We start from the raw sequence: 25,517 nt of genomic DNA, 5'->3' as shown, positions 1-25,517 counted from the left end.
TGTTGCTGATCTACAACAAAAACGAAACTGTTGCTCCAATGAGAGATTTCTTGTTGCCCAGATATGATCACGCGCACAGTGTTGTCGACGTATCTGCTCGGCTTGGGACGAAATCAGTGAACGGAGACCCGGATTGGACTCCGTGTTTCCCAAGGGGGAGATAATTACTCTTTCGTTGTGTCGTAAATATTGAGGGATCGGGGGGTCTCAATGAACTATTTGGAATCGGTATTGCTCGGGGCCGTGGCGGCGATCACGACGGTGGGTGTCGCAGAGGCCGCCGACCTGCCGGCCAGGACGGCGGTGCCCGTCGCGTATGTCCGCGTCTGCGGCGCATACGGCCCCGGCTTCTTCTTCATCCCCGGCACCGACACCTGCCTGCGGCTCTCGGGGCGCGCCCGTTTCGAGGGCGGCTACAGAACCAGCTACGGGCGGCAGTTCGGCACGAACCTCGGCGACACGGCCGGATTTCAGGGCCAGATGCGCATCAACCTCGATGCCCGCACCCAGACCGCCTACGGCACGCTCCGCGCCTTCGCGCGCCTCGATGCCATCGCGCGGACGGGCTACATCACGTCCGGGACCCAGCAGCGCATCGGCAACGCTTTTCCGGGCTTGGGCATCGACCAGTTCGGCCGCGACCAGCAGCACGTGAATGCCGACAAGGCGTTCATCCAGTTCGCAGGGCTGACCGCCGGGCGTGCATCCTCGTTCTTCGACTTCTACGCCCACGATTTCGAGATCTACGGTGCCACCGCTGGCTCCGACGTCGCCTCGACGAACCTGCTCGCCTATACGGCAACGTTCGGCAACGGCTTGTCCACCACGGTCTCGGCGGAAGATCCGGTCTACCGTCGCAGCCCGATCTTCTCGCCGACCAACAATCCGGCGGGTCTCCAGAACAATGCGACGCTCGCGAACTTCGCGCAAACCAGCGCACCCGCGCCGGTGTTCATCGGCTACACCGACGGTCTACCCTCGCGGTACAGCTTCGTCGACGCGATTGAGCGCTCGCGCGTGCCCGACATCGTCGGCGCCCTGCGCCTCGACCAGGCCTGGGGCTCGGCTCAGGTCTCGGCCGCCGTCCACGAGCTGAACGTCGGCAACGTGCAGAACGGCGCGGGTATCGGCACCGGCTCCAACCTCAGCATCCCGCACACCAGCACCGCGTATGGCTGGGCGGTCCAGGGCGGCCTGAAGATCAACACCCCGTTCATCGCGCTGGGTGACGCCCTCTACCTGCAAAGTGCCTACAGCAATGGCGCGCAGATCTATGCCGGATATTCGGCCTTCGCCGGTAGCTATACGCAAGCCAGCGCCGGATATCACGGACAGAAATTCAATCAGTATTTTTCGGATGCGACGATCGACCCGTTCACCGGCCAGCTGCGGGAGTCGCGGGCCTTCTCGGCGGTCGCGTCGTTTCTGCATTACTGGACGCCGGAATGGCGCTCGGCCTTTTTCGGATCGTACGGCGAGCAGGATTTCGATCGGAGCGCCCGGCTGGGGCAGGGCGCGATCTTCGGACTGGCGAATCCGAGAGGCGCCAACAGGTTCGGCGCCAGCGCCGTCGGGTTGCCGGGGACACGGTTCTACGCGCTCAGCGAGGCCGTGCGCGACACCTATCAGGTCGTGGCGGGCGCCAGCCTCATCTGGTCACCGGTCCGCGATCTCGATATCGGCGTCGAGGGTTTCTACACCCAGGTCGGCGTGAAAAGCGGCCGCGTGATCGACTTGGACAAGAGCCCCACCGCCTACGCCAACGTCGCCGGCATCAACGCCGGCACCTTCGTCCCGCGCACCGTGACGCAGGATTCGGTCTCGCAGGTCCGCTTCCGCGTCCAGCGCGACTTCTGATCGGCAAAGCCGGTGGCGGCGCGTGGTCCCGTCGCCTGCCGCCGTGCCCGCCGACTTCGAGGCCCGGCACCCAGCCGGGCCATTGTCATGTGCACAACGATGGGGAGTGGTCTTTAATCCCGGCTTACGGGACAGGTGGCGCCCTTTGTTCCGCGGGTCGCGTTGCCGCCCATTCTCGACGCTGATACGCCGAATGTCACTTTATCTCCGCCGACCGTGCGGGACTCGACGGACCGCGTCCCATCACGCGGCCGCGACGGCGCGGCGAGAGGCGAAACGGCCCGCAGGCGGCGAGATATCCGGGGGGACGCCATGACCAGCACCGCTTCGACGAGCCCGATCCCATCACCGTCGAAAGGCCGTACCCGAGACGGGCGCGCGACCCGGTTCTGGCCGGACGTGTGGTGGCGCCTCATCGACCTCAAGATCGGCATCATACCGCTGCCGATCTTCGTCGTGCTGGCGATCCTCCTCACCGTTCTGGTCCAGGAGGGCGAGATCAAGCCGGACGGGCCGACCATGATCGCCGTCCTGGTGATGGGCGGCTTCACCTGCGCGGAGATCGGCAAGCGGATCCCGATCCTGAAGAACATCGGGGCCGGCGCGATCTTCGCGACCTTCATCCCCTCGGCGCTGGTCTACTACGCCCTGGTGCCGCCGCAGATGGTGAAAGCGATCACCGATTTCACCAAGTTCACCAACTTCCTCTACATCTACATCGCCACGATCATCGTCGGCTCCATCCTCGGGATGGATCGCGAGGTCCTGATCAAGGGCTTCCTCAAGATCTTCGCGCCGCTCGCCCTCGGCTCGGTGGCGGCGGCCCTGGTCGGCACGCTGGTCGGCACGCTCCTCGGCCTCGGCCCCTACAAGACGTTCTTCTTCATCGTCGTGCCGATCATGGCCGGCGGTGTCGGCGAGGGGGCGATCCCGCTCTCCATCGGCTACGCGGCGATCCTGGGCGTGCAGCAGGGCGTCGTCTTCGCCCAGGTTCTGCCGCCGGTGATGCTGGGCTCGCTCACGGCGATCATCCTGTCGGGCACGCTCAATTCCGTCGGCAAGCGCTACCCGCACCTCACCGGCGAGGGGCGGCTCCAGCCCGATTCGGACGAGATGAAATCCAGCGATGCGCAGGCCAAGTCCGAGGCCGCACGCGGGCAGATCGACCCCGCCACGATCGGCGCGGCCGGGCTGACGGCGATCACCCTCTACCTGCTCGGCGTCATGGCCCACCACCTCGTCGGCCTGCCGGCCCCCGTGGCGATGCTGTTCCTGGCCGTGTTCGCCAAGCTCGCCAGCGCGGTGTCGCCCCATCTCCAGGCGGGCGGCTTCGTGGTCTACAAGTTCGTGCAGGTCTCGATGACCTACCCGCTGCTCTTCGCCATCGGCGTGGCGATGACGCCCTGGCACGAGTTGATGGCCGCCTTCACGCTGGTGAACCTGATCACCATCGTGTCGACCGTGGCGACGCTGATGACCGTGGGCTTCTTCGTCGGGCGCTGGCTCGGGATGTACCCGATCGAGACCGCGATCGTGAATGCCTGCCACAGCGGCCAGGGCGGCACCGGCGACGTGGCGATCCTCACGGCGGCCAACCGCATGGCGCTGATGCCCTTCGCGCAGATCGCCACCCGGATCGGCGGCGCGCTGACCGTGACCGGCACCATCATCGCCATGAAGTGGATCGGTGCCTGACGGGCACCCGGAAAGGACGTCGTCATGGCCGGTGATCCCGGGGCCGTCGAGGCCACCCTCAAGTCCAGGATCGGAGCGATCCTCCGCTCGACCAGCGGCAACTTCCTGGAGATGTTCGACTTCTTCCTGTTCGGCTTCTACGCCACCTATATCGCACGGGCGTTCTTCCCGGCGGGCAACGAGACCACCGAGCTGCTCCTGACCTTCGGCACGTTCTGGCTCGGGGCGCTGATGCGGCCGCTCGGGGCGATCGTGCTGGGCGCCTATATCGACCGGATCGGGCGCCGGAAGGGCCTGATCATCACGCTCGCGATCATGGCGAGCGGCACGGTGCTCATCGCCTTCTGCCCGAGCTACGACACGATCGGCGTCGCGGCCCCGCTGATTGTGCTCGTCGGGCGCCTGCTCCAGGGCTTCTCGGCGGGCGTCGAGATCGGCGGCGTCTCGATCTACCTGTTCGAGATCGCCACGCCCGGGCGGCGCGGCTTCTACACCTCGTTCCAGTCGGCGAGCCAGCAGGTGGCGATCATGTTCGCCGCCTTGATCGGCTACGGGCTGAACGCCTTCCTGACCAAGCAGCAGATCGGCGATTTCGGCTGGCGCATCCCGTTCCTGATCGGCTGCCTGATCGTGCCGTTCATCTTCTTCATCCGGCGCTCGCTCCAGGAGACGCAGGAATTCGCCAAGCGGACCCGCCACCCGACCACCCGCGAAATCCTCACCACGGTGGCCGCCAACTGGCGGATCGTGCTGCTCGGCATGATGCTGACCACGATGACCACGGTGACCTTCTACATGATCACCGTCTACACCCCGACTTTCGGCAGGAACGTCCTCAAGCTCACCGAGACCGACAGCCTGATCGTGACGCTGTTCGTGGCGATCACCAACTTCATCTGGCTCCCGGTGGGCGGAGCCCTGTCGGACGCGATCGGGCGCAAGCCGGTGCTGCTGACGATCTCGACCCTGTCGCTGCTGACGACCTACCCGGCGCTGCACTGGCTCGTGGCCGATCCGACCTTCGGCAAGATGCTCGCCGTCGAGCTGTGGTTCTCGTTCTTCTTCGGCGTCTACAACGGCGCGATGGTGGTCTCCCTCTCCGAGGTGGTGCCGGCCCATGTCCGCGCCAGCGGCTTCTCGCTGGCCTACAGCCTCGCCACCGCGCTGTTCGGCACGGCCACGCCGATGGTCTCCACCTTCCTGATCGAGAAGACCGGCGACCGGGCGGCGCCGAGCTACTGGCTCATGGCAGCGGCCGCCTGCGGCATCGTCGCGACGCTCGCGCTGTTCCGGGGCCGGCCGGGACTGGGGCGCGTGCCCGCCCACGCCTGAGGGCGATCGCCGCTCAGCTCTCCTGCCAGATCCGGATCCGGGCCTTGAACGCGGCCCGGATATGCGCCCGGGCCGCCGCTTCTGCGCCGTCTGCATCGTGCGCCCGGATCGCCGCCACGATGGCGGCATGTTCCGTGAGCGACTCCGCGGCGCGGTCGGGGGCCGCCAGCGTGGTGGCGCCCGGCAGCAGCACCAGGGACAGGCGCATCGTCTCCAGCGTGCTCTGCAGGAAGCGGTTGCGCGCCGCTCCGTGGATCTGCCGGTGGAACAGACGGTTGGTCCGCGCGAGCGCCGGCGCGTCCCCCAGCAGCGTCCGGTCCCGGGCGACCATCTCCTCCAGGATCTCGGTCTCGACCGCGCTCGCATGGATCGCCGCGAGGCGGGCGGCCGTCCCCTCCAGCACCTCGCGCAGATCGTAGAGTTCGCTCACCTGCCCGTAATCGAGCTGCGCCACGCTGGCGCCCCGGTGCGGTTCGTGGGCGACGAGGCCCTGCGCCTCCAGCCGGCCCAGCGCCTCGCGCACCGGCGTGCGGCTGATCTGAAACCGCTCGGCCAGCTCCGCCTCGCGCAGGCGGCTGCCGGGCGCGAGTTCGCCCTCCTCGATCGCCCGCAGCAGCCGCTCATAGGCGCCGGCGCCGCTGGAGCGCTCCGATTCGCTCGCCTTCATTCCCGGCTCTCCTCGGCTTGGCCATAGCCCGAAACCGACGCCGCCGAAACGCTTGCGGCATATTGCATGCACTCGTATACAATAACGCGAGGCCGAACGGCGAAGAGGAGGTTGGCATGCAGCGCCCGGGCGACGCGCAGTGGGACGTGGTGGTGGTCGGGTCGGGAAACGCCGCCATGAGCGCCGGGCTCGCCGCCCTGGAGCGCGGCGCCTCGGTGCTGATGATCGAGAAGGCGGAGCAGGATCTCGCCGGCGGCAACACCGCCTACACGGCAGGCGCCATGCGTTTCGTCTACGCGGGCAACGACGACCTGATCCCACTGCTGGCCGACCCCGAGGATCCGCGCCTGCCGCGCACCGATTTCGGCGCCTATACGGCGCAGACGTTCGAGAAGGACTTGCTCGGCTTCAACGACGGGCGGCCGCTGTCGCGCGAGCAGCGCATCCTGATCGACGAGAGCGGCGCGGCCCTGCGCTGGCTGGCGACGCAGGGCGTGAAGTTCGAGCCGATCTACTCTCGGCAATCCTTCGAGAAGGAGGGGCGCTTCGTGTTCTGGGGCGGCCTGACGCTCGCCACCCACGACGAGGGCTTCGGCCTCGCCCGGACCGAGCTCGAGGCCTTCACCGAGGCCGGCGGTACGATCCGCTACGGCTGCCCGGCCACCGGGCTGACCGTCGAGGACGGACGCGTCGTCGGCGTGGAGACGCCGCAGGGGGCCTTCCGCGCCAAGGCCGTGGTGCTCGCCTGCGGCGGCTTCGAGTCGAACGCCGCCCTGCGGACACGCTTCATCGGCGAGGGCTGGGACAAGGCCCGGGTGCGCGGCACGCCGCACAACCAGGGCGACGGGCTCCAGATGGCCCTGGACCTCGGCGCGAAGGCCCACGGCTTCTACGGCGGCTGCCACGCCACGCCGATGGACCTGCACACGCCCGATTACGGCAACCTCGACCTGCCGCACGGCGAGCGCAAGCACTACCGGAAGATCTGCTACTTCCTGGGGCTGATGCTCAACGCGAACGGCGAGCGGTTCGTCGACGAGGGCAAGGATTTCCGCAACTATACCTATGCCCAGTTCGGCCGCGCGATCATGGAGCAGCCCGGCCACGTGGCCTGGCAGATCTTCGACGCCAAGGTCGATCACCTGCTCTACAGCGAGTACCGGTTCCACGACGCGCATTTCGTCGAGGCGGATACCCTGGACGGGCTCCTCGACAGGCTCGACGGCATCGACCGCGCAGCCGCGAAGAGGACCATCGCGGATTTCAACGCCGCCGTGGACGGGACCGTGCCGTTCGACCCGACCGTCAAGGACGGGCGCGGCACGAAGGGTCTCGCCCTGCCGAAGTCGAACTGGGCCCAGACGATCGAGACCGGGCCGTTCAAGGCCTACCCGGTCACCGGCGGCATCACCTTCACCTATGGCGGCGTCGAGGTCGGCGACGATGGCGGCGTGAAGCGCGAGGACGGCCGTGCGATCCCTGGCCTCTACGCCTGCGGCGAGATGGTGGGCGGCGTGTTCTTCAACGGCTATCCCGGCGGCTCGGGGCTGACCTCCGGCGTCGTGTTCGGCCGCCGCGCCGGCTACGGCGCCGCCGCGGGGGCGCGGGGCTGAGGACCCTCGGCCGAGCGCGACCGGCTCCGTCTTCCGTGGGGGCTAGGGTGCTTGCCCATCGGCCCGGACCGGGCCCGACGCGCCCCCCTTTCCCGCGTGGGGGAGGGGACCCGCGCGTCCTCCTGTGCCCGCGCTGCCAGACTGAGATGTGAATCCGGTCGCCCGCAGAGGGGGGAGGGCGCGTGGGAGACCCGTCCGATCCCCGCATCTCGACCCCGCGCCCCCTGTCCGAGCCGCCTCGGCGGGCGTAGAAGCCCGCCCATGCCCGCCCGACACGCCGTTTTCACCATCTCCCGCGGCGTCCCGTTTCTTCCGACGCTCGCCGAGGCGCTGCTCTCCGGCCGGCTCGTCGGGCCGGTCGCGGACGATCCGCTGGCGCTCGCCGCCGTCACGATCTACCTGCCGACCCGCCGCGCCGCCCGGGCGCTCGGCGCGATCCTGGCCGAGAGGCTTGGCCGGGACGCGCCCGGTCGGGCCACCCTGCTGCCGCGGATGATTCCCCTCGGGGAGGCCGACGAGGCGGAACTCGACCTCGCCGCCGAGCCGCTGCTGGAGGCCAACGCCGATCCCCTGAGCGCGCCGATGCCTCCGCTGGAGCGCCGGCTGATCCTCGCCCGCCTCGTCCAGGCCTGGGCCAAGACCGTCGACCGGACCCTGCTGCCGCTGGACGCCGAGGTGCCGTTCCTCGTGCCGTCCTCCCCGGCCGACGCGGTCGGCCTCGCCGGTGATCTCGAACGGCTGATGGACGCCCTCACCGTCGAGGGCCTGCCCTGGTCGGAGATCGGCGCCGCCGTCGAGGCCGAATATTCCCGCTACTTCGGCCTGACCCTCGACTTCGTGAAGATCGCCGCCGAGAACTGGCCGAAGCTTCTGTCCGAGCGGGGCCTCGCCGATCCCGTCGCCCGCGCCCGCGGCCTCGTGCTCGCCGAGGAGCGGCGTCTGTCGCGCAATGCGACGCCGGACCCCGTGATCGTCGCCGGCTCGCTCGGCTCGGTCCCCGCCACCGCCCGCCTCATCGCCGCCGTAGCGAAGCTGCCGCGGGGCGCGGTGGTGCTGCCCGGGCTCGACCTCGACCTCGACGCGGCCGGCTGGGACGGCATCGACACCGGCGAGGGCTTTTCCCGCGTCATCGCGCACGGCCACCCGCAGGCGGTGCTGCACCGGCTGCTCGGGCCTGAGAACCTCAACCTGGACCGCGCGGAGATCGTCGCCCTCGGCGCGCCCGATGCCGGCCAGGCTGCGCGGGCCGCGCTCCTGTCGCAGGCTCTGCGGCCGGCCGACACGACCGACGCCTGGGCCGCCCTCGACCCGGCCGAGCGCGACACCGTCGCCCGGCGCGGCCTCGAAGGGCTGGCGCTGGCCGAGGCCGCCGACGAGCGCGAGGAGGCGCTGGTCGCTGCGTTGGCGCTGCGCGAGACCCTCCAGACCCCCGGCGCCACCGTGGCCCTCATCACGCCCGACCGGGGGCTCGCCGGCCGGGTCGCCGTCGAACTCCTGCGCTGGGGCATCGTCGCCGAGGATTCCGCCGGCCTGTCCCTGGCCGGAAGCCCGGCCGGGCGGCTCGCCCGGCTCGCCGCGGAACTCGCCGCCGATCTCGCCCGCAGCCAGGCGGACACGATCCCGGCCCGGCTGATCGCGCTGCTCTCGCACCCGATGGTCCATCTTGATCTGCCACGCGCGGAGGTGGTCCGGGGTGCCGCGGCCCTGGAGATCGGGCTGCTGCGCGGCCCGGTTCCGGCCCCGGGTTTCGACGGCCTGCGCCATGCCCTCGCCGCCGAGCGCGCCGGACCGCCCGAGCGCCGACCCCGGGCCAAGCGCCGCCTGAAGGATATCGACTGGGACTTGGCCGCGGACCTGCTCGACCGGCTGGATCTGGTGTTCCGGGATTTCCCGGGCCCGGACGGGGCGGTGGCGTGCGACCTCGTGGCGACGGCTGCACGCCATCGGGAGGCCTGCGACCGGCTGATCGCCGGGCCGGAGGACGCCCCCGAGGAGGAGCCGGACGGATCCCTGTCCTGCCTCGACGCCCTGTTCGACGATCTGGAGATGGCCGAGCCCGACCTGATGCCGGGTCGGTTCGACGATTACGCCACCTTCTTCACGTCGCTTGCCCGGGAACGCACCGTCGCCTGCTCAGGCGAGGCGCCGCATCCGCGGCTGCGCATCCTCGGCCTGCTGGAGGCGCGCCTGCTCTCTGTCGACCGGGTGGTGCTCGGCGGGCTCGACGAGGGCGTCTGGCCGGTGCGCACGCTGACCGATTCGTTCCTCAACCGGCCGATGCGCGAGCGGGTCGGCCTCAACCCGCCCGAGCGGCGGATCGGGCAGATGGCCCACGATTTCGTGCAGGCGCTGGGCTGCCGGGACGCGGTGATCACCCGGGCCCTGAAGCGCGAAGGCGCGCCGACCGTGCCGTCGCGGCTGATCCAGCGCCTGCGCGCGCTCTCGGGCGACGCAACCTGGGAGACGGTCCTGGACGCCGGGCGCCGGTTCAACGGCCTCGCGGCCCGGCTCGACGCCGCCCCGCCGGAGCCGCGGCTGAAGCGCCCCGCGCCCAAGCCGGACCCGGCGCTGTTTCCGCGCTCCCTCAGCGTCACCGAGATCGAGACGCTGGTGCGCGATCCCTACAGCATCTTCGCCCGCCACGTGCTCGGGCTCGACCCTCTCGATCCGCTGGCGGCGGCGCCGAGCGTCGCGACCCGCGGCTCCCTGGTGCACGAGGTTTTCGCCGAGTTCGCCCGCCGGCATCCGCAGGATCTGCCCCCGGATCCGGCGGAGCGCCTCCTGAACCTCGCGGTGAACGCCTTCGCGGAGATCGAGGCGGAGTACCCGAACCTCTACGCCGAGTGGTGGCCGCGCTACGAGCGCATGGCCGCGGCCTATCTCGACTGGGAGACGCAGCGCCGGCCCGGGCTGAGCCGGATCCACCCCGAGGTTTCCGGGCGCTGGGTGATCCCGATGGGCCGGGAGACCTTCACGCTGCGCGCCCGGGCCGACCGGATCGAGCTGCGCCCGGACGGCACTGCCTGCATCGTCGACTACAAGACCGGCACGCCGCCCTCTGCCAAGCAGATCTTCTCCGGCTTCTCGCCGCAGCTCACCCTGGAGGCCGCGATGCTCATGCACGGCGCCTTCGCGGATCTGCCGGCCGTGACGGTGACGCCGGACCTGTTCTACGTCCACGCCTCGGGCGGGCGTAAGCCCTTCGTGCCGGTGCCGGTGAAGCCGCCGAGAGGCGAGGAGCGCGCCGTCGCGGCGATCGTGGCCGAGCACGCCGAGCGGCTGCGGGGTCTGGTCGCCCGGTTCATGACCGGCGAGGCCGCCTATACGGCGCGCCCCTATCCGCAATACGCCAGCAAGTACGGTGCCTACGATCACCTCGCCCGGGTGCTGGAATGGTCGCTGGGCGGGGAGGAGGGCGGGGAGTGACGCCGTCCCATCGGGCCGAACTCATCCCGCCCGCGCCCGCATCCTGAGACGCCGGAGCGCCGCTAAGGCCTCGAAGGCGGAGTCCGCACGGCGCCGCGATCCCTGGGCTCCGCTTTCGAGGCGGTCCCGCTGCACCTCAGGATGCGGGATCGGCTGGCAGGCGCGTCCCCCGGGGCTCAGAAGAACGCCTGCAGCCCCGTCTGCGCCCGGCCCAGGATCAGGGCGTGGACGTCGTGGGTGCCCTCGTAGGTGTTCACCGTCTCGAGGTTCTGGGCATGGCGCATCACGTGGTACTCGCCCATGATGCCGTTGCCGCCGTGCATGTCCCGAGCGGTGCGGGCGATGTCCAGCGCCTTGCCGCAATTGTTGCGCTTGACCAGCGAGATCATCTCCGGCGCCATCTTGCCCTCGTCCATCAGCCGCCCGACCCGCAGCGAGGCCTGGAGGCCCAGCGCGATCTCGGTCTGCATGTCGGCGAGCTTCTTCTGGACGAGCTGGGTCTGTGCCAGGGGGCGACCGAACTGCTTGCGCTCCAGCGTGTAGGTGCGGGCGCGGTGCCAGCAATCCTCGGCGGCGCCCATCGCGCCCCAGGAGATGCCGTAGCGCGCCCGGTTGAGGCAGCCGAACGGCCCCTTCAGCCCCGAGACGTTCGGCAGCAGCGCGTCCTCGCCGACCTCGACGCCCTCCATGACGATCTCGCCGGTGGTGGAGGCCCGCAGGGACAGCTTGCCCTTGAGCGTCGGAGCCGAGAGGCCCTTCATGCCCTTCTCGAGGACGAAACCGCGGATCGCGCCCTCGTGCGCGTCGGACTTCGCCCAGACCACGAACACGTCCGCGAAGGGCGCGTTCGAGATCCACATCTTGGCGCCGGTGAGCCGGTAGCCGCCGTCGATCGTCTCGGCCTTGGTCTTCATGCCGGCCGGATCCGAGCCGGCATCGGGCTCCGTGAGGCCGAAGCAGCCGATCCATTCCCCCGAGGCGAGCTTCGGCAGGAACTTCTGGCGCTGCTCCTCCGAGCCGTAGGCGTGGATCGGGTACATCACGAGGGAGGATTGCACGCTCATCATCGAGCGGTAGCCGGAATCGACCGCCTCGACGGCGCGCGCCACCAGCCCGTAGGCGACGTAGGACGCGCCGGCGCAGCCATACTCCTCCGGCAGGGTGACGCCGAGGAGGCCCAGTTCGCCCATCTTGCGGAACAGGCCCGGATCGGTCGTCTCGTTCGCGTAGGCCTCGACGATCCCGGGCAGGAGCTGCTCCTGCGCGAAGCTCTGGGCGACATCGCGGATCGCCCGCTCATCCTCGGTGAGCTGATCCTCCAGCAGGAAGGGATCGTCCCAAACGAAGCGGGGCGAGGCCGGGGCCGACGGGGAGGCGCTGCCCGGAGGGCGCATCGGAGCGTTCATCGAAATTCCTCGCCTGCAGGGATGCGTCGGGCCTCGCGGACCCGCGCTTGCGCCTACCCTAGACCCGGAAAACGCCCCGTCCAACGCGCGCGGTGACGCCGGGGCGCCGCCGTCATGCCCGGCCGAGGAGCATCAGCCACGCCAGGGTGGTGAGCGGCGCCAGCAGGGTCGAGACCAGCACGGAGGCCGCTACCATCCCGGTTTCGGTCTTGTAGCGCGCCGCCAGCAGGTAGGCGTTGATCCCCACCGGCATGGCGGCGAACAGGGTCGCGACGCCCGCATAGGCGGCCGGCATCGCGAAGACGTGGAAGGCCAGGATCCAGACCGCCAGCGGGTGCAGGAGGTTCTTCAGGAGGGCGATGACCAGGGCGCCCTTGAGGTCGAACAGCACCCGGTAGCGCTTCAGGCCGGCTCCGAGCGCCACCAGCGCACAGGTGGAGGCGGTGCCCGCGAAGGCGTCGATGAGCGATCGGGCGGTGCCGACAGGCGCGAGACCGAGCCCCTTCATCGCCATGCCGATCAGGAGCGCCACGAAGATCGGGTTGCGCAGCAGCACCAGGGCGAGCCCCCGGATCCGCGCCAGGACCGGCAGGCCGGAATCGGATTCGATCAGGAAGGTGGCGCTGCCCATCATCAGCGGCAGGTGGACGGCGAGCAGCATGAACAGCGGGAAGGCGCCCTCCTCGCCATAGGCCTGGAGGATCATCGGCACGCCGACGAACACCGTGTTCGACTGGCTCGCCGCGAAGCCGTGCAGAATGGCGCCCCGCCGCTCGATCCCGGCGCGCCGCCGGGCGATCAGCGTGCCGACGAACCACGAGATCGCGGCGCCGCCGAAATACGCGACCCAGTAGGACCATGTGACGGTCCCGCTCATGCCGGGCTTGGTCAGCGTGGCGATGATCAGGGCCGGGACGGCGACGGCGAAGACGTATTCCGACAGACCGTCGCTCACCTTGTCGGAGAGAAGGCCCGCGAGGGCTGCCGCCCAGCCGATCAGGACGATCCCGAAGATCGGGGCGATGATGGCGAGGGCGTTCACGGATCCGGGCGGCGTGCGGGAAGGCGGGGATGACCGCCCTTAGCACGCCGCCTCGGTCCTATGCCTCGGCGCCGGGAGAATGGCTCGTCGGCGCCCGCCGCGGCCGGGACGGTCTCCGACGCGCGGGCCTATTTGTTCTCCAGCACCTTCATGGGATCCGTGCGCTGGCTCGCGGGCGGCTCCTTGGTGAGGCTGGCGGCGCCTTCGCGCTGCACCTTCACGTCCCGCGGCGAGCCCGGACCGCCCACCGCGCGGCCGCCCACGTCGCTCTGCGTCGGCACGGTGCCGGAGGCGAGTTCCAGGCAGGTCACCATCTCGACGTAGGACGGATAGCCGCCTGCCTTGAACTGATCCTCGCACTGGCGCTTGGCGGCGGGGGTATAGCTGCTCCAGTGCCGCTCGGCCTCCTTCCGCGCTTCGCGCTCGGAGCGGAGGCAGCCATCGTAATTCGCCTTGTCGCTGATGGACGTGTTGGTGACCTGCGCCGACTGGCAGGTCCGCTCGACATCGAGATTCGGGACGGCGTCGGCGCGCGCCGGGAGCGGGGCGAGCGCCAGGGTTAGCAGCGCGAGGGTGCCGGGGACCATCGCGCGGAAACGGGTCGTCATGTCGTCGGACTCGCGATCTGTGGCGGCGTGCGCCGTCGGAACTGCCGGCACAACGCGCCAGGAACCCGTTCGGCACCAACCACCCTCGACAATCAGCCCTCGTGGGCGCTGCGCAGAGCCTGGTCGAGATCGCCGTACAGGTCCTCCGTGTCCTCGATGCCCGTGGACAGGCGCAGGAGATCCGGCGGGCAGGGGCTGCCCGGGCCCTCCACCGAGGCGCGGTGTTCGATGAGGCTCTCGACGCCGCCGAGGGAGGTCGCCCGCTTCCAGAGCCGCACCCGCGCCGCCGTGGCGATGGCGCCGGCCTCGCCGCCGGCCACCCGGATCGACAGCATGAAGCCGAACCCGTCCCGCATCTGACGACGGGCGATCGCGTGCCCGGGATCGTCCGGCAGTCCCGGATAGAGGACGTGGGTCACGAGTGGGTGCCCGCTCAGGCGCTCGGCGAGCCGCAGGGCACCCGCCGATTGTGCCGCGGCCCGCAGGTGCAGGGTCCGGAGCGAGCGCATCAGCAGGTAGGCCTCGAAGGGCCCGAGGATACCGCCGCTGCCGGCCCGGATCCCTCGGATCCGATCCCAGAACGCGTCGGCCCGCGCGCCCGCCAGCACGCCCGCCACGACGTCCGAATGGCCGTTCAGGATCTTCGTGGCCGAGTGCATCACGATGTCGGCACCGCGTTCCAGGGGACGCGTGTGCACCGGCGAGGCGGCCGTGGAATCGACGGCGAGCCGTGCCCCCGCCGCGTGGGCGATCTCGGCGGCGGCGGCGATGTCGGTGACCGTCCAGAGCGGGTTGCCGGGGGTCTCGATCCAGACGAGCCGGGTCCGGCCGGGCGCGACCGCGGCGCGCAGGGCATCCAGATCGGCCGTGTCCACGAAGGTAAGCGTCAGGCCGCGCCGGGGCGCCTCCTCGCGCAGCCAGCGCTTCAGCGCCCAGTACATGACCGTGCCGGCGACCACGTGGTCGCCGGGCTCCAGGGCGCCGAACACCGCGGTCGCCGCCGCCATTCCGGAGCCGAACAGCAGCGCGCCGGCCTCCGCACCCTCCAGCATCGCCAGGACGGATTCGGCCTCGCGCACCGTGGCGTTGTCGGGCCGCGCGTAGCTGTAGCCGGAGCTGTAGCCGTTGTCGGGATCGCGGATGAAGGTGGTCGAGACGTGCAGCGGCATGACCACCGCCCGCGTCCCGGGCTCGATCCGGCCCATGGCCTGGGCCGCGAGGGTTCGGGGCGTGAATCCCGGCGCAGCGTCGCTGCGGCTATCCGATGGACCCTGCGGCGCGTTAGGCAGTGACATCTGGCGATTCTCGGCGGATGGAGACGGCCGCGTGCCACGGCGCGTGGGCCCCGGCAAGCCACGCCCGCAACCCGCGCCCGCACCCGCGCCTGCAAGCCACGCCCGCAAGCCCTGCCCGGTGGAGACGAACGATCATGACGGCCGCCATACACGTCCCCCAGGGGGCGCCTCTGTCGCGCTGGCTACGGCTCGCCGCCGCGATCCTGCCGGTGGCGGCCACCGCGGTGGTCGGCTCGATAGCGACCCAGGCCGAGATCCCGGGATGGTATGCCGGCCTGAACAAGCCGGTCTTCAACCCGCCGAATTGGGTGTTCCCGGTCGCGTGGACGATCCTCTACACGATGATCGCGATCGCACTCTGGCGGCTGCTCGGCACCATGCCGCGCACCGGACCGAGCCGCACGGGCTGGTGGCTCGCCCTGGCGGCCTTCCTGGTGCAACTGGTGCTCAACGCCGCCTGGACGCCCGTCTTCTTCACCGCCCACGCGATCGGCGCGGGGCTCATTGTCGTCGCGATGCTGCTCGTGATGGTGCTCTGGACCATCCGGCTGTCCTGGCGGTTCGACCGGATCGCCGCGTGGCTCCTCGTGCCCTACGCCGCCTGGGTGGGCTTCGCGACGCTCCTCAACGCGGCGATCCTGCGGATGAACTGAGCGCGCATGCGGCCTTCGCTCCGTCATCGCGGGCGGAGCGAAGCGACCCGGAGCGGGTGAGCCGCGTCAGGATTCGCCGGCGGGCTTCTCCTCGCCGGCCGGCCGCCCGTCGTCGCGGGCGCGGTGGAGCAGGAAGATCGCGAAGACCATCGTGAGGATCAGCCCCGCCAGCACGCCGAGTTCGATCATCGATGCCTGGAACAGCGCCTGCTTCTCGGGCGACCAGTCCTTGGCGTGCATGATCTCGGAGGATTGCAGCGTGATCACCAGGACGCGCCGGATCGAGGCGATCAGCCCGACGATCAGGAACGGCTCGCAGGTCAGGGTGCCCGACCGCATCGAGACCCGCACCGTGTGCAGGATCTCGATCAGCATGAGCAGGAACAGCAGCCGGTCGATCACCTCCAGGATCTGCTGGGCGCCGCCGAGCGCCCGCATGGCCTCCCAGGTGAGCCCCGCGGCATCGACCAGCGCGACAATGGCGGTGAGGGCGAGCAGGAGACCGAGCGCCGCGTAGATCGCGTGCTCGGTGTGCAGGAAGATCGCGCTGGCGAGCCGCGTCAGGCGGCCCTGGTCTTCCGAATGAGCTGACATCATTCCCCCCTGGAATGTGCCGAAACGATCAGCTTCCGGCGCGCGCGTCCAGCCCATGGACGGGCGCGGCCGATCAATCGGACGCGAGGGTGGCGTTACGCCGCTGACTCGCGGGGCGATTCCTCAGTGGAAGAACGGCAGGGCATGCGGCGCGAGATAGCCGAAGCCGAGGAGTGCGGCTCCGGCGAGACCCAGGAAACCGCCGGCGAAGACCAAGAGGGTGATGCCGGTGATCACCTCGGCCGATGCCAGCACGATGCCGATCTGGAAGGCCGCCGAGGCCAATTCGTAATGGTGGTAACGCAGCAGCGCGAGGTCGCGCCGGCCTTCCGAAGCGCGGGCCTTGGCGGTCAGCTCCTTGCGCCCCTCGCCGGTGGCGGGCTCTGATTCCCAGCGCGTCAGGGTCTTGGCCCACTCGGCACGCTTGGCGGCGATCGCGTCCTGGTTCGGTCCCGGCGGAAGCAGGGCCAGGGCCTCGTCGGCGGTCTTCAGCACCGTGGAGCGGATGGTGCGGGCCTGAAAATAGGCCCATTGGTTTGCGGCCTCGACATTGGCCCCGATCGACTCCGTCTGGGACGCCTTGCCCAGGGTCTCGCTGAAGGCGAGAAACAGCGCCAGCACCGAGATCAGCAGCGCCACGCGCTTGTTCGACCCTTCGATCGCCCCGTGACCACCCGACATCGTTTAGCGCGTCTCCATTGATTCGATGGGGGGAGTCACAGCCCATCGCGGCGCGGGACGCAATGCACCGCGTCGCGTGGGTCCTATTCCGCGGCGATCCGCGGCGGCAGCGGATGCCCGTCGTTGGCCGGATGGGCCGGGTCGAAGGTCGTGGCATCCTCCGGGTCGTCGCGCTCGCCCACGAAGCGGCCGAACAGGCGCTTCAGCAGGCGCGACAGGTCGTCCATCAGGACGAAGATCGCCGGCACGAAGACCAGGGACAGCACCGTCGAGACGATCAGGCCGCCGATCACCGCCACCGCCATGGGCGAGCGGAACTCGCCGCCGATCCCGTAGGCCATCGCCGACGGCACCATGCCGGCCGCCATGGCGATGGTGGTCATCACGATCGGTCGGGCGCGCTTGCGGCCCGCATCCACGATGGCGACGTTCCGGTCGACGCCGGCGCGGATCTGCTCCACGGCGAAATCCACCAGCATGATGGCGTTCTTGGTCACGACGCCCATCAGCATCAGGATGCCGATCACCACCGGCATCGAGATCGGCATGTGGCAGATCAGCAGGGCCAGGATCGCGCCGCCGATGGAGAGCGGCAGCGAGAACAGGATGGTCAGCGGCTGCAGGAAGTTGCCGAACAGCAGGATCAGCACGCCGAAGACCATCATCAGGCCGGCGCCCATGGCCAGCGCGAAGCCCTCGAACACCTCGCCCATGACTTCTGCGTCGCCGGTCTGGCTGATCGTCACCCCGGGCGGCAGGTTCTTGGCCGTCGGCAGGTTCATCACCTGGGTGATCAGCTCGGCGAGCGCATCGGTGCCCTGCATGTCGCCCTCGAGGGCGACGCGCACGGCGCGGTCGTAGCGGTCGATGCCGGTCGGGCCCTGGCCGAGGCTGATATCGGCGACGGTGGCGAGCGGCACGGCGGCCCCGCCCTTGACCGGCACCTTCAGGGTCTCGAGATCGGAGAGCCGGCCGCGCAGGCGCTCGGGCAGCTGCACGCGGATCGGCACCTGCCGGTCGGTGGCGTTGAACTTGGCGAGGTTCATGCCGATGTCGCCGATCGTGCCGACCCGCACCGTCTCGGCGATGGTGTCCGTGCTGACGCCGAGGTCGGCCGCCACCGCGGGCTTCGGCCGGATCCGCACCTCGGTCCGGTCGAGCGGCGCCGTCGACATGACGTTGACGAGGTGGGGGACGCGCTGGGCCTCGCGCTGGAGCTTGGCGGCGACCTCCGCCACCACGGCCTTGTCGGGGCCGGCGATGATCAGCGCGAGATCGCGCTGGCCGCCCTCGCGCAGGGCCCAGAACCGCAGGTCCGGCTCCTCCCGCAGGATCGCCGCGACCTCGGCGTCGACCTGCTTCTGGGTCTTGTGGCGGGCGTTCTTCGGCGTGAGGTTGATGGTCAGGCTCGCGAGCCGCACCTCCTTCTTGGCCGGCAGCTGGCGGCCGCCGTCCACGAACACGCTCTTCACCTCGGGCAGCGCGCGGATCTTCTCCTCGATGCGGTCGGTGACCCGAACCGTGTCCGGGAGCCGGGCGCCCGGCGGCAGCTCGACCACGAACAGGGTGCGGGCTTGGTCCTCCGCCGGCAGGAAGCCCGCGGGCAGCAGGCCCGTGGAGGCGATCGAGGCGGCGAAGCACGCGATGCCGAGCACCAGCGTGATGAACTTGTGCCGGACCGACCAGGCGACGAGGCGGGTGTAGCCGCGCATCACGAAGCCGTCCCGCTCGTGGTCCGGCCCGTGGTCGCGCAGGAAGTAGGCGGCGAGCAGCGGCGTGATCAGCCGCGCCACGAGCAGCGACATGAACACCGCCGCCGCGATGGTCAGGCCGAACTGCTTGAAATACTGGCCGGCGATGCCGCCCATGAAGGAGACCGGCGAGAAGATCGCGATGATTGTCGCCGTGATGGCGATGACCGCCAGCCCGATCTCGTCGGCGGCCTCAAGGGACGCGCGGTAGGGCGACTTCCCCATCCGCATGTGCCGGACGATGTTCTCGATCTCCACGATCGCGTCGTCCACCAGGATGCCGGTGACCAGGGTGATCGCCAGCAGGCTCACGGCGTTGAGCGAGAAGCCGAGTGCGCTCATCACCCAGAAGGTCGGCAGCACCGAGAGCGGCAGCGCCACGGCGGCGATCAGCGTCGCCCGCCAGTCCCGCAGGAACAGCAGCACCACCACGACCGCGAGAGCTGCGCCCTCGATCAGGCCCATCATGGCCGAGTGGTAGTTGCCGATCGTGTTGACGACGCTGGTGTCGATCAGGTCGAACCGCACGTTCGGGTTCGCCGCATGGAGCGCCGCGATCTTCTTGGCGACGCCCACCGAGACGTCGGCGTCGCTGGCGCCGCTCGCCCGGGAGATCGCGAAGGCGACCACCGGCTCGCCGTTGAAGCGCGCGAAGGTGCGGGGTTCCTCGGCGGTGTCGGACAGGGTCGCCAGCTCGTCGAGGCGGACCTTGCGGTTGCCCGGCACGACGATGGAGGTCTTGGCCAGCGTCTCGAGGCTCGCCGAGGCGGCGAGCGCCCGGATCGACTGCTCCTGGCCGCCGACCTCGGCCCGGCCGCCGGCCATGTCGGCCGAGGTCAGACGCAGCTGCCGGTTCACGTCCGCGGCGGTGATGCCCAGCGCCAGCAGCCGGTCGGGCTTCAGGGTGACGCGGATCTCCCGGGCGACGCCGCCCAGGCGCTCGACGCCGCCGACGCCCTTCACGCTCTGCAGGCCGCGGGCGACCACGTCGTCCACGAACCACGACAGGTCCTCGGGGGTCATGGCGGGCGCGGAGGCGCCGTAGACCATGATCGGCAGGCCGGCGATCTCCACGCGGGAGACGATCGGTTCGTCGATGGTGCGCGGCAGGTTCTGCCGGATCTTGGCGATGGCGTCCTTGACGTCGTTGGTCGCCCGATCCTGGTTTACCTCAAGGCGGAACTCGATCGTCGTCGTCGAGGTCCCCTCCGTGATGGTCGAGAGGATGTGCTTGACGCCCTTCACGCCGGCGACCGAATCCTCGACCCACTTGGTCACCTGGGTCTGCAATTCGGACGGGGCCGCCCCCGATTGGGTGATCGTCACCGAGACGATCGGGATGTCGATGTTGGGAAAGCGGGTGATCGGCAGCGAGCGGAAGCTCACCAGCCCGAGGATCATCAGGACCAGGAACAGGACCACCGAGGGCAGGGGCTTGCGGATCGCCCAGGCGGAGACGTTGAGGCGCATGGCCGGATCCTTCGACTCGTCCTACCGCGGGGCCGCGTCGGCGATCGGCGTGCTGCTGGCGGGTGCCGGCACGGGGCGTACCCGGTCGCCGTCGCGCAGGAAGCTGCCGGCGCGGGCCACGACGCTCTCGCCGGCGGCGACGCCCGCGCGGATCTCCGTGAAGCCCTCGGCGGAGAGGCCCGTGGTCACGGGCCGCGCCTCGACGCGCCCGTCCTTCACCACAAGGACGCTGGCGCGGCCGTCGGCGGCGTAGAGCAGGCTGGAGACCGGCACGGCGATGCCCGTACGGCGCGCGATCTCCACGTTGCCGCGGGCGAAGGCGCCGATGCGCAGGGCCGGATCGTCGCCGAGGCGGATGCGCACCTTGCCGAGCCGCGTCGCCCGGTCGACCTCCGGATAGACCCGGCGCACCGTGCCGGCGAGGCGGCGGCCGTCGTCGAGGTCGAGGCTCGCCGGATTGCCGACCTGGAGGCGCGCCAGGGACGTCTCGGGCACCTCGCCCTCCAGCTCGATCTCGCCCCGGGCGATCAGCCGGAACAGCGGCTCGGCCGCCGCGGTGGCGGTGGCCCCGATCCGGGCGGTGCGGCGGTTGATGATCCCGGCCTCGGGGGCGCGGATATCGGTGCGGGCCCGCCGCAGGGCGATCTCGGAGCCCGCGGCGCGGGCGGTGGCGAGGTCGGCCTGGGCGGATTGCAGACCGCCCTTGGCGGCGGCGAGGCGCCCTTCCGCGCCCTGGGCCGCCGAGACGCGCTGCTCCAGCACGGCCGCGGTGGCGTTGCCGGTCTTGGCCAGCGCCTGGGCGCGTTCCAGGGACTGCCGCGCCTCGACGTTGACGGCCTCCGCCTGGACGATCTGGCTCCGGGCCTGGACGATGGCCGCCTCGGCTCGGGCGATCGCCGCGGCGTTGGAGGCCTCCTGCGTGGCGATCATCTCCAGCGACAGCTTGGCGAGGACCTGCCCCTTGGTGACGCGGTCGCCCTCCTCGACGAGCAGGTCGGTGATGCGCAGGCCCTCGACTTCGGGGGATACGAGGATCTCGTCCCGGGGGACCAGCGTGCCGGTGACGACGGCCCGCTCGACGATCTCGCGGCTTTCGGCCGGCACGACAGTCACCGCGGGGGCGATGGCGGCCGCGTCGGGAACGGCGGCAGTCTCGACGGCCCGGGCCGGCGCCGCGGCGAGGATCGCGAGCCCGCACAGGAGACTGAGGCGGGACGCGCGCCAACGGACATACTTCACGACGGGGGCCTCACAATCGGCGCTCGATTGATCTTGTCTCTCCCTCGCCGGGCAGGTCGGCGTTTTCATGGCGAGTCATCCTGGATGCGGATGAGAATAGCGCCATTGCGCGATGCCGTCGCCGGGCCTCGCGCCGCAGGGGATTGGCGCCGACGAACCGCGGCTGTTGCGTTCGGTCCCCCTGCAACCGGCGACGAACGGCGACGTTAATACCGTGAAGGTCTTTTCGCGACCGGGGAGGGATCGATGAGCATTTTCCAGATTAGGCAGACAAAGAGCGGCGCCGTGCTCTGGACCGGGGCGGCCGATGACGAGCAGACGGCCCTCGACGCGATGGCGCGCGAGGCGGGATATCGTGACTTCTCTTCGCTGCCGGACGCGATCCGCGCCGACGGGATCGAGGCCGCGAAGCTCGATCTGATCTCCTGAGCCCAACCTGAAACACGTCCGCCGGAGCGAGCTTCGCTTCGGCGGCGTTTAGAGACGGAGTTCGCTCTCCCGCCTCGCTGCGCCCGCAAGGACGCCCGCCCCGGACCGTCGCGGGCCGATCATTCAGAGGTGCCGCACCAACGCCTCGATCGCCGCTGCGCAGCCCCGGACCGCATCCGGATCGTGCAGGGCGCCGATCACCGCCGGGTCGAGGGCGAGGCCGTCCCGGATCAGGCCCGGCCAGGCCGAGGCCGGGGGCCAGCCCGGATGGACGATCGCGGCGCCGAGCCGCGCCAGCGCCTCCGCCTTCTCGGTCTGCTCGCCGTAGGCCCGCTCCTCGGGCAGGCAGAGGAAGCGCTTCGCTTGCGCGGCGGCGAGCGCGACCACACCGTCGCCGCCGCCCCCTACCAGCAGCGCCGCCTGCGCCACCCGCGCCTCGACGTCGGGGACCCAGCCGTGCAGGTGCAGGTTGTCCGGCGTCTCGCCGCTGCCCGAGACCGGCCCGAGGACGTGCCAGGGCCGGTCGGGCACCGCCCGCGCCGCCGCGGCGAGATCCGCGAGGCTGCCCCCCGTGCCGCCGCGGCCGAACACCACCACGATGTCCCGGCTGCCCTCGGTGAGCCCTTGGGCCGGAGCGCCGAGGAAGCCCGCATACAGCGTCTTGGCCCGGACCCAGTCCGGGACGGACGACCCGTCGAGCGCGGCGGGGAAGGGCGCCAGCAGTCGCGTGGCGCTGCGGAAGGCTTCGAGGTGCGGCCGGTCGGTCCGCGTTCCGGCAAGCCGCACCACCAGGGTCGGCACCGACAGCAGGCGCGCCAGGAGCGCGACCTCCACCGAGACGTCGACCACGAGCAGGGCCGGGTCTGTTCGCTCCGCCCAGGCGGCGATGCGTGCCATCCGGGCGCGGATGCCGGGATGGTTCAGAGGGGCGTAGTGGAGCGCCTGCGGCCGCTCGGCCTCGCCGTCCCGGCCGTCGAAGGCCGCGGCGCCGAGGGGGCGATCATCGGGCAGGTCGACGACGTCGAGGCCGGCGGTGTCGAAGCCGGCGAGCGTGCCGAGGATCGTGCAGGGTCGAGGCAGGGCCCCCGCGACGGCCCGGGCGCGCTGGAGATGGCCGGCGCCCTGGTGGTGGACGTACCAGCCGATGCCGCGGGTCACGCGGCGGCCTTCAGGGAAAGGGCGAGGGCGTCGAGATCCGCGACCGCTTGATCCAGGGCACATTCCCGCGCCGGCGCGCTGCGGGATTCGAGGATGCGGTCGGCCCGCTCCACGAAGGCGATGTCGTTGGGGCAGGCGCCGACGGAGTCGAGATCCTCCGGGGCGAGCCCGAGCCGCCCGCAGGCTGCGACGCGGGCCTCGGGGTCCAGATGGAAGGCCCGGCGCAGCGCCGCCCGGCGCAGGATCAGCGCCTGCCAATGGGCGGCCTCCGGCAGCAGGTAGGCCTCTCCGTGAAGGACACGGGCGCGGCGCAGCATCTCGGTGGCCATGCCCCCCGAGACCCGCCCCTGATGGCGGGACGAGACCAGAACATGCACCTCCGGGCAGTGGCGCAGGCGCGCCCCGTTGGCGCGCAGGAGCCCGACCAGGGCATTGTCCTCGCCGCAGGGCAGCGCCGGCAGCCCCCCGACCGACCGGTACAGGACGGCCGGAACGGCGAGGCTCGCCCCGGTATGGTCGCCGTGGCGGGGGGCGGGATCGTGCGGCGGCGGGTCCAGGAGATCCTCCAGGCGGCGGACACCGGACCAGTAGCGCTCGATGCGTGCGTGCAGGGCCACGAGGTCGGGATCCGCGGTGCCGTCCTCGTCGATCACGAGCCGGCCGCCGACGACGTCCGCGGCCTCCAACGCGCGCAGGTTCGCCGTCACCCAGTCGGCGGGCAGGCGGGCATCCGCGTCGGTGGTGAGGAGGATTCCGTCCGGCTGTCCGTCGGCCTCCAGCCAGTCGGCCCCGGCCTCCAGCGCCATGCGCCGGGCCGTGCCGACATGGGCCTCAGCGCCGGCCAGCTCGACGTCGGTCAGGCGGAGGGCGAGGGTTGCGAGAATGCCCGAGGCTTCGACGTCCCGCACCGCCTGGACGGTCCCGTCCGTGCAGTTGTTGGTGAGAACCACAACCCTGAGGGGCGCCCGTGCCGAAACGCCCTCCTGCGCGGCCAGGGAGGCGAGCAGGCGGGGCAGGCGCTCGGCCTCGTTCCGGGCGGGAATGCAGACGACGCAGGGCAGGGGGGCCGGATGGTCGGCGTCCGTGGTCATGTCAGGTCTCCCGTGGCACCGTCATGCGCCGCGGAGGTCGGGGGCGGGGCGTCGAGCCGCCGGGCTCCGGGCTCGGGTGCGGAAATGCGGCACGGCGCGCGTATCTGCGCCGGTCAGCCGCGTCCTCCGGCGACGCGCAGGGCGGGCCGCGCCCGCTCGGCGCAGCGCGCGATCACCGCATCGTACGCTTCCAGGTAGCGTCCTGTCATGGCGGTGGCGTCGTAGAGCGCCTCGGCCCGGTCGCGGCAGGCCCGGCGCGACAGGCCGGCGGCCTCCCGGATGGCCACTGCGAGATCCTGCGGATCGTCCGGACGGGCGAGGCGGCCGCAGGACGCGTCCAGGATGTCGGGCATGGCGCCACGGCGGAAGGCGGCCACGGGGGTGCCGCAGGCGAGCGCCTCCGCCACGACGAGGCCGAAGGGCTCCTCCCAGCGGGGCGAGACGATCGCGACCCGCGCCCGGCCGAGATGATGGGCCAGATCCCGGTGCGCGAGATGGCCGAGATGCGTCAGGTCCGGCCCCATGCGTGGGGCGATCTCGGCGGCCCAGTAGCCGGGATTGAGCTTCGGGCCGGCGAAGGTCAGCGGCAGCCCGGCGGCGCGGGCGGCGTCGATGGCGAGGTGCAGACCCTTCTCGGGCACGATTCGGCCCGACCAGAAGGCGAAGGCCGGAACGTCGGCTTCTTCCGAGAACACGAAGGTCGACAGATCGACGCCGTTGTCGACCACCTGCGCGTTCGGGACGAGATGCGCCCATTCCTGCGCCAGCGACGGCGAGACCGCGAGGAAGGCCATGTCGGGATCGGCGTCGACGATGCCGGCGACCAGGGACTCGAACGGCGGCGTGTGCAGCACTGTCACCCAGGGGAGGCCGATCCGGGTGCTCTCGCGCAGCGGCAGCGCGTGCAGGGAATTGTTGTGGACCAGATCGAAGCCCCCGGCCGCAACCATCTCCATCATGCGCCGGTAGGCCTCGTGCTCCGCCCGGTCGATCGCCTCCTCGCGGTCCGGGTCCAGGAGGGCGTCCCCGGTGGGATCGCAGAGCATCACGGGATCGAGCGCCGGGTCCGAGCCCCGGCTGGCGAACAGCGTGACGTCGTGCCCGTGCCGCTTCAGCGCGACGGTGAGGAGATGCGTGTGCATCTCCAAGCCGCCGGCATAGGGCTGGCCGATCGGGTATTTCAGATGTGCGAGGACAGCGATCTTCACGCGCGCACCGGATCCGGTTGGGTGGGGATTTCTGCCGCCCGCAGCGGCGCGAAAGGACTTCTTTCCGCGGCGAGGGTGGCGGGGATCATGCCGAATGTTTCTTCAACAAGCGTTGCGTTGGAGGGTCTGGAGCGACGACGAACGCGACGCTTGCCGACTTCCTAAGCGCCGCGGCCTGAACCAAAGATGATCGAAATGAATGGGGGCCCGTTCACGCCGGGCCGCGGCGGCCCCGTTTCTCGGCTGTCCAGGACCGCGGTCGCGAGGCGCGCCTCGGCCTGCTAGGCTGCGTCTCGCGCGCC

General features: G+C 70.7%; 19 protein-coding genes. 7 read left to right on the top strand and 12 right to left on the bottom strand.

Annotated features, from left to right (window positions below; genetic code table 11):
- Positions 1 to 210: 210 nt before the first annotated feature.
- The 3 genes from ABIC70_RS01190 to ABIC70_RS01180 all read left to right on the top strand — a co-directional run bounded on the left by ABIC70_RS01190 (position 211) and on the right by ABIC70_RS01180 (position 4,884).
- Entirely contained in the window at positions 211 to 1,857 is a 1,647-nt protein-coding gene (locus ABIC70_RS01190; RefSeq protein WP_354438656.1) for a porin, read from the top strand.
- A gap of 312 nt (positions 1,858 to 2,169) precedes the next feature.
- Positions 2,170 to 3,552, top strand: a complete 1,383-nt coding sequence (locus ABIC70_RS01185) for a 2-hydroxycarboxylate transporter family protein (protein WP_354438655.1) — start codon at positions 2,170 to 2,172, stop codon at positions 3,550 to 3,552.
- A 24-nt stretch (positions 3,553 to 3,576) separates the two neighbouring features.
- Entirely contained in the window at positions 3,577 to 4,884 is a 1,308-nt protein-coding gene (locus ABIC70_RS01180; protein ID WP_354438654.1) for an MFS transporter, read from the top strand.
- Positions 4,885 to 4,897: 13 nt separating this feature from the next.
- On the opposite strand, the gene ABIC70_RS01175 is transcribed toward ABIC70_RS01180, so the two are convergent.
- Positions 4,898 to 5,551, bottom strand: a complete 654-nt coding sequence (locus tag ABIC70_RS01175; protein ID WP_043357372.1) for a GntR family transcriptional regulator — start codon at positions 5,549 to 5,551, stop codon at positions 4,898 to 4,900.
- Between the two features lie 116 nt (positions 5,552 to 5,667).
- Here ABIC70_RS01175 and tcuA point away from each other — a divergent pair, with 116 nt between their 5' ends.
- Positions 5,668 to 7,164 (top strand): FAD-dependent tricarballylate dehydrogenase TcuA, encoded by a 1,497-nt coding sequence (gene tcuA, locus ABIC70_RS01170; protein ID WP_043385585.1) that lies wholly within the window; start codon positions 5,668 to 5,670, stop codon positions 7,162 to 7,164.
- A gap of 261 nt (positions 7,165 to 7,425) precedes the next feature.
- Entirely contained in the window at positions 7,426 to 10,590 is a 3,165-nt protein-coding gene (addB, locus tag ABIC70_RS01165; RefSeq protein ID WP_354438652.1) for a double-strand break repair protein AddB, read from the top strand.
- 176 nt (positions 10,591 to 10,766) lie between these two features.
- Here addB and ABIC70_RS01160 read toward each other — a convergent pair whose 3' ends face one another.
- The 4 genes from ABIC70_RS01160 to ABIC70_RS01145 all read right to left on the bottom strand — a co-directional run bounded on the left by ABIC70_RS01160 (position 10,767) and on the right by ABIC70_RS01145 (position 14,941).
- The gene (locus ABIC70_RS01160; RefSeq protein WP_354438651.1) at positions 10,767 to 11,996 is read right to left on the bottom strand and encodes an acyl-CoA dehydrogenase; all 1,230 of its coding nucleotides are present in this window, start codon (positions 11,994 to 11,996) and stop codon (positions 10,767 to 10,769) included.
- A gap of 112 nt (positions 11,997 to 12,108) precedes the next feature.
- The gene (locus ABIC70_RS01155) at positions 12,109 to 13,038 is read right to left on the bottom strand and encodes an AEC family transporter (RefSeq protein ID WP_043350509.1); all 930 of its coding nucleotides are present in this window, start codon (positions 13,036 to 13,038) and stop codon (positions 12,109 to 12,111) included.
- A gap of 128 nt (positions 13,039 to 13,166) precedes the next feature.
- Positions 13,167 to 13,646 carry a hypothetical protein gene (locus ABIC70_RS01150; protein ID WP_078947130.1) on the bottom strand — a complete coding sequence of 160 codons (480 nt, stop codon included), beginning with the start codon at positions 13,644 to 13,646 and terminating at the stop codon, positions 13,167 to 13,169.
- 92 nt (positions 13,647 to 13,738) lie between these two features.
- A complete protein-coding gene (locus ABIC70_RS01145) occupies positions 13,739 to 14,941 on the bottom strand; it encodes a trans-sulfuration enzyme family protein (RefSeq protein WP_043385580.1) in 1,203 nt (400 codons plus the stop codon).
- Positions 14,942 to 15,075: 134 nt separating this feature from the next.
- Here ABIC70_RS01145 and ABIC70_RS01140 point away from each other — a divergent pair, with 134 nt between their 5' ends.
- Positions 15,076 to 15,594, top strand: a complete 519-nt coding sequence (locus ABIC70_RS01140) for a TspO/MBR family protein (protein ID WP_354438648.1) — start codon at positions 15,076 to 15,078, stop codon at positions 15,592 to 15,594.
- Positions 15,595 to 15,660: 66 nt separating this feature from the next.
- On the opposite strand, the gene ABIC70_RS01135 is transcribed toward ABIC70_RS01140, so the two are convergent.
- The 4 genes from ABIC70_RS01135 to ABIC70_RS01120 all read right to left on the bottom strand — a co-directional run bounded on the left by ABIC70_RS01135 (position 15,661) and on the right by ABIC70_RS01120 (position 21,398).
- Positions 15,661 to 16,188: a phosphate-starvation-inducible PsiE family protein gene (locus ABIC70_RS01135; protein WP_043353367.1), complete on the bottom strand. Its 528-nt coding sequence runs from the start codon at positions 16,186 to 16,188 to the stop codon at positions 15,661 to 15,663.
- A gap of 123 nt (positions 16,189 to 16,311) precedes the next feature.
- Positions 16,312 to 16,869, bottom strand: coding sequence for a DUF4337 domain-containing protein (locus ABIC70_RS01130; RefSeq protein WP_043385577.1), 558 nt, complete (start codon positions 16,867 to 16,869; stop codon positions 16,312 to 16,314).
- 83 nt (positions 16,870 to 16,952) lie between these two features.
- On the bottom strand, positions 16,953 to 20,090 hold the full coding sequence (locus tag ABIC70_RS01125) for an efflux RND transporter permease subunit (protein WP_043385575.1): 3,138 nt from the start codon (positions 20,088 to 20,090) through the stop codon (positions 16,953 to 16,955).
- Between the two features lie 21 nt (positions 20,091 to 20,111).
- Entirely contained in the window at positions 20,112 to 21,398 is a 1,287-nt protein-coding gene (locus ABIC70_RS01120; protein ID WP_354438647.1) for an efflux RND transporter periplasmic adaptor subunit, read from the bottom strand.
- A gap of 177 nt (positions 21,399 to 21,575) precedes the next feature.
- Here ABIC70_RS01120 and ABIC70_RS01115 point away from each other — a divergent pair, with 177 nt between their 5' ends.
- A complete protein-coding gene (locus ABIC70_RS01115; protein WP_043353351.1) occupies positions 21,576 to 21,758 on the top strand; it encodes a hypothetical protein in 183 nt (60 codons plus the stop codon).
- Positions 21,759 to 21,881: 123 nt separating this feature from the next.
- On the opposite strand, the gene ABIC70_RS01110 is transcribed toward ABIC70_RS01115, so the two are convergent.
- The 3 genes from ABIC70_RS01110 to ABIC70_RS01100 all read right to left on the bottom strand — a co-directional run bounded on the left by ABIC70_RS01110 (position 21,882) and on the right by ABIC70_RS01100 (position 25,215).
- The gene (locus tag ABIC70_RS01110) at positions 21,882 to 22,916 is read right to left on the bottom strand and encodes a glycosyltransferase (RefSeq protein WP_354438645.1); all 1,035 of its coding nucleotides are present in this window, start codon (positions 22,914 to 22,916) and stop codon (positions 21,882 to 21,884) included.
- On the bottom strand, positions 22,913 to 24,007 hold the full coding sequence (locus ABIC70_RS01105; protein WP_043760205.1) for a glycosyltransferase family 2 protein: 1,095 nt from the start codon (positions 24,005 to 24,007) through the stop codon (positions 22,913 to 22,915). The genes ABIC70_RS01110 and ABIC70_RS01105 overlap by 4 nt, the downstream gene beginning before the upstream one ends.
- A gap of 113 nt (positions 24,008 to 24,120) precedes the next feature.
- Positions 24,121 to 25,215, bottom strand: coding sequence for a glycosyltransferase family 4 protein (locus ABIC70_RS01100; protein ID WP_053609530.1), 1,095 nt, complete (start codon positions 25,213 to 25,215; stop codon positions 24,121 to 24,123).
- Between the last annotated feature and the right edge of the window lie 302 nt (positions 25,216 to 25,517).

The organism is Methylobacterium sp. 1973 (genome assembly GCF_040545035.1).
GTDB classification, from domain to species: domain Bacteria; phylum Pseudomonadota; class Alphaproteobacteria; order Rhizobiales; family Beijerinckiaceae; genus Methylobacterium; species Methylobacterium fujisawaense.
This window is presented reverse-complemented; position numbering and strand designations above follow the sequence as displayed.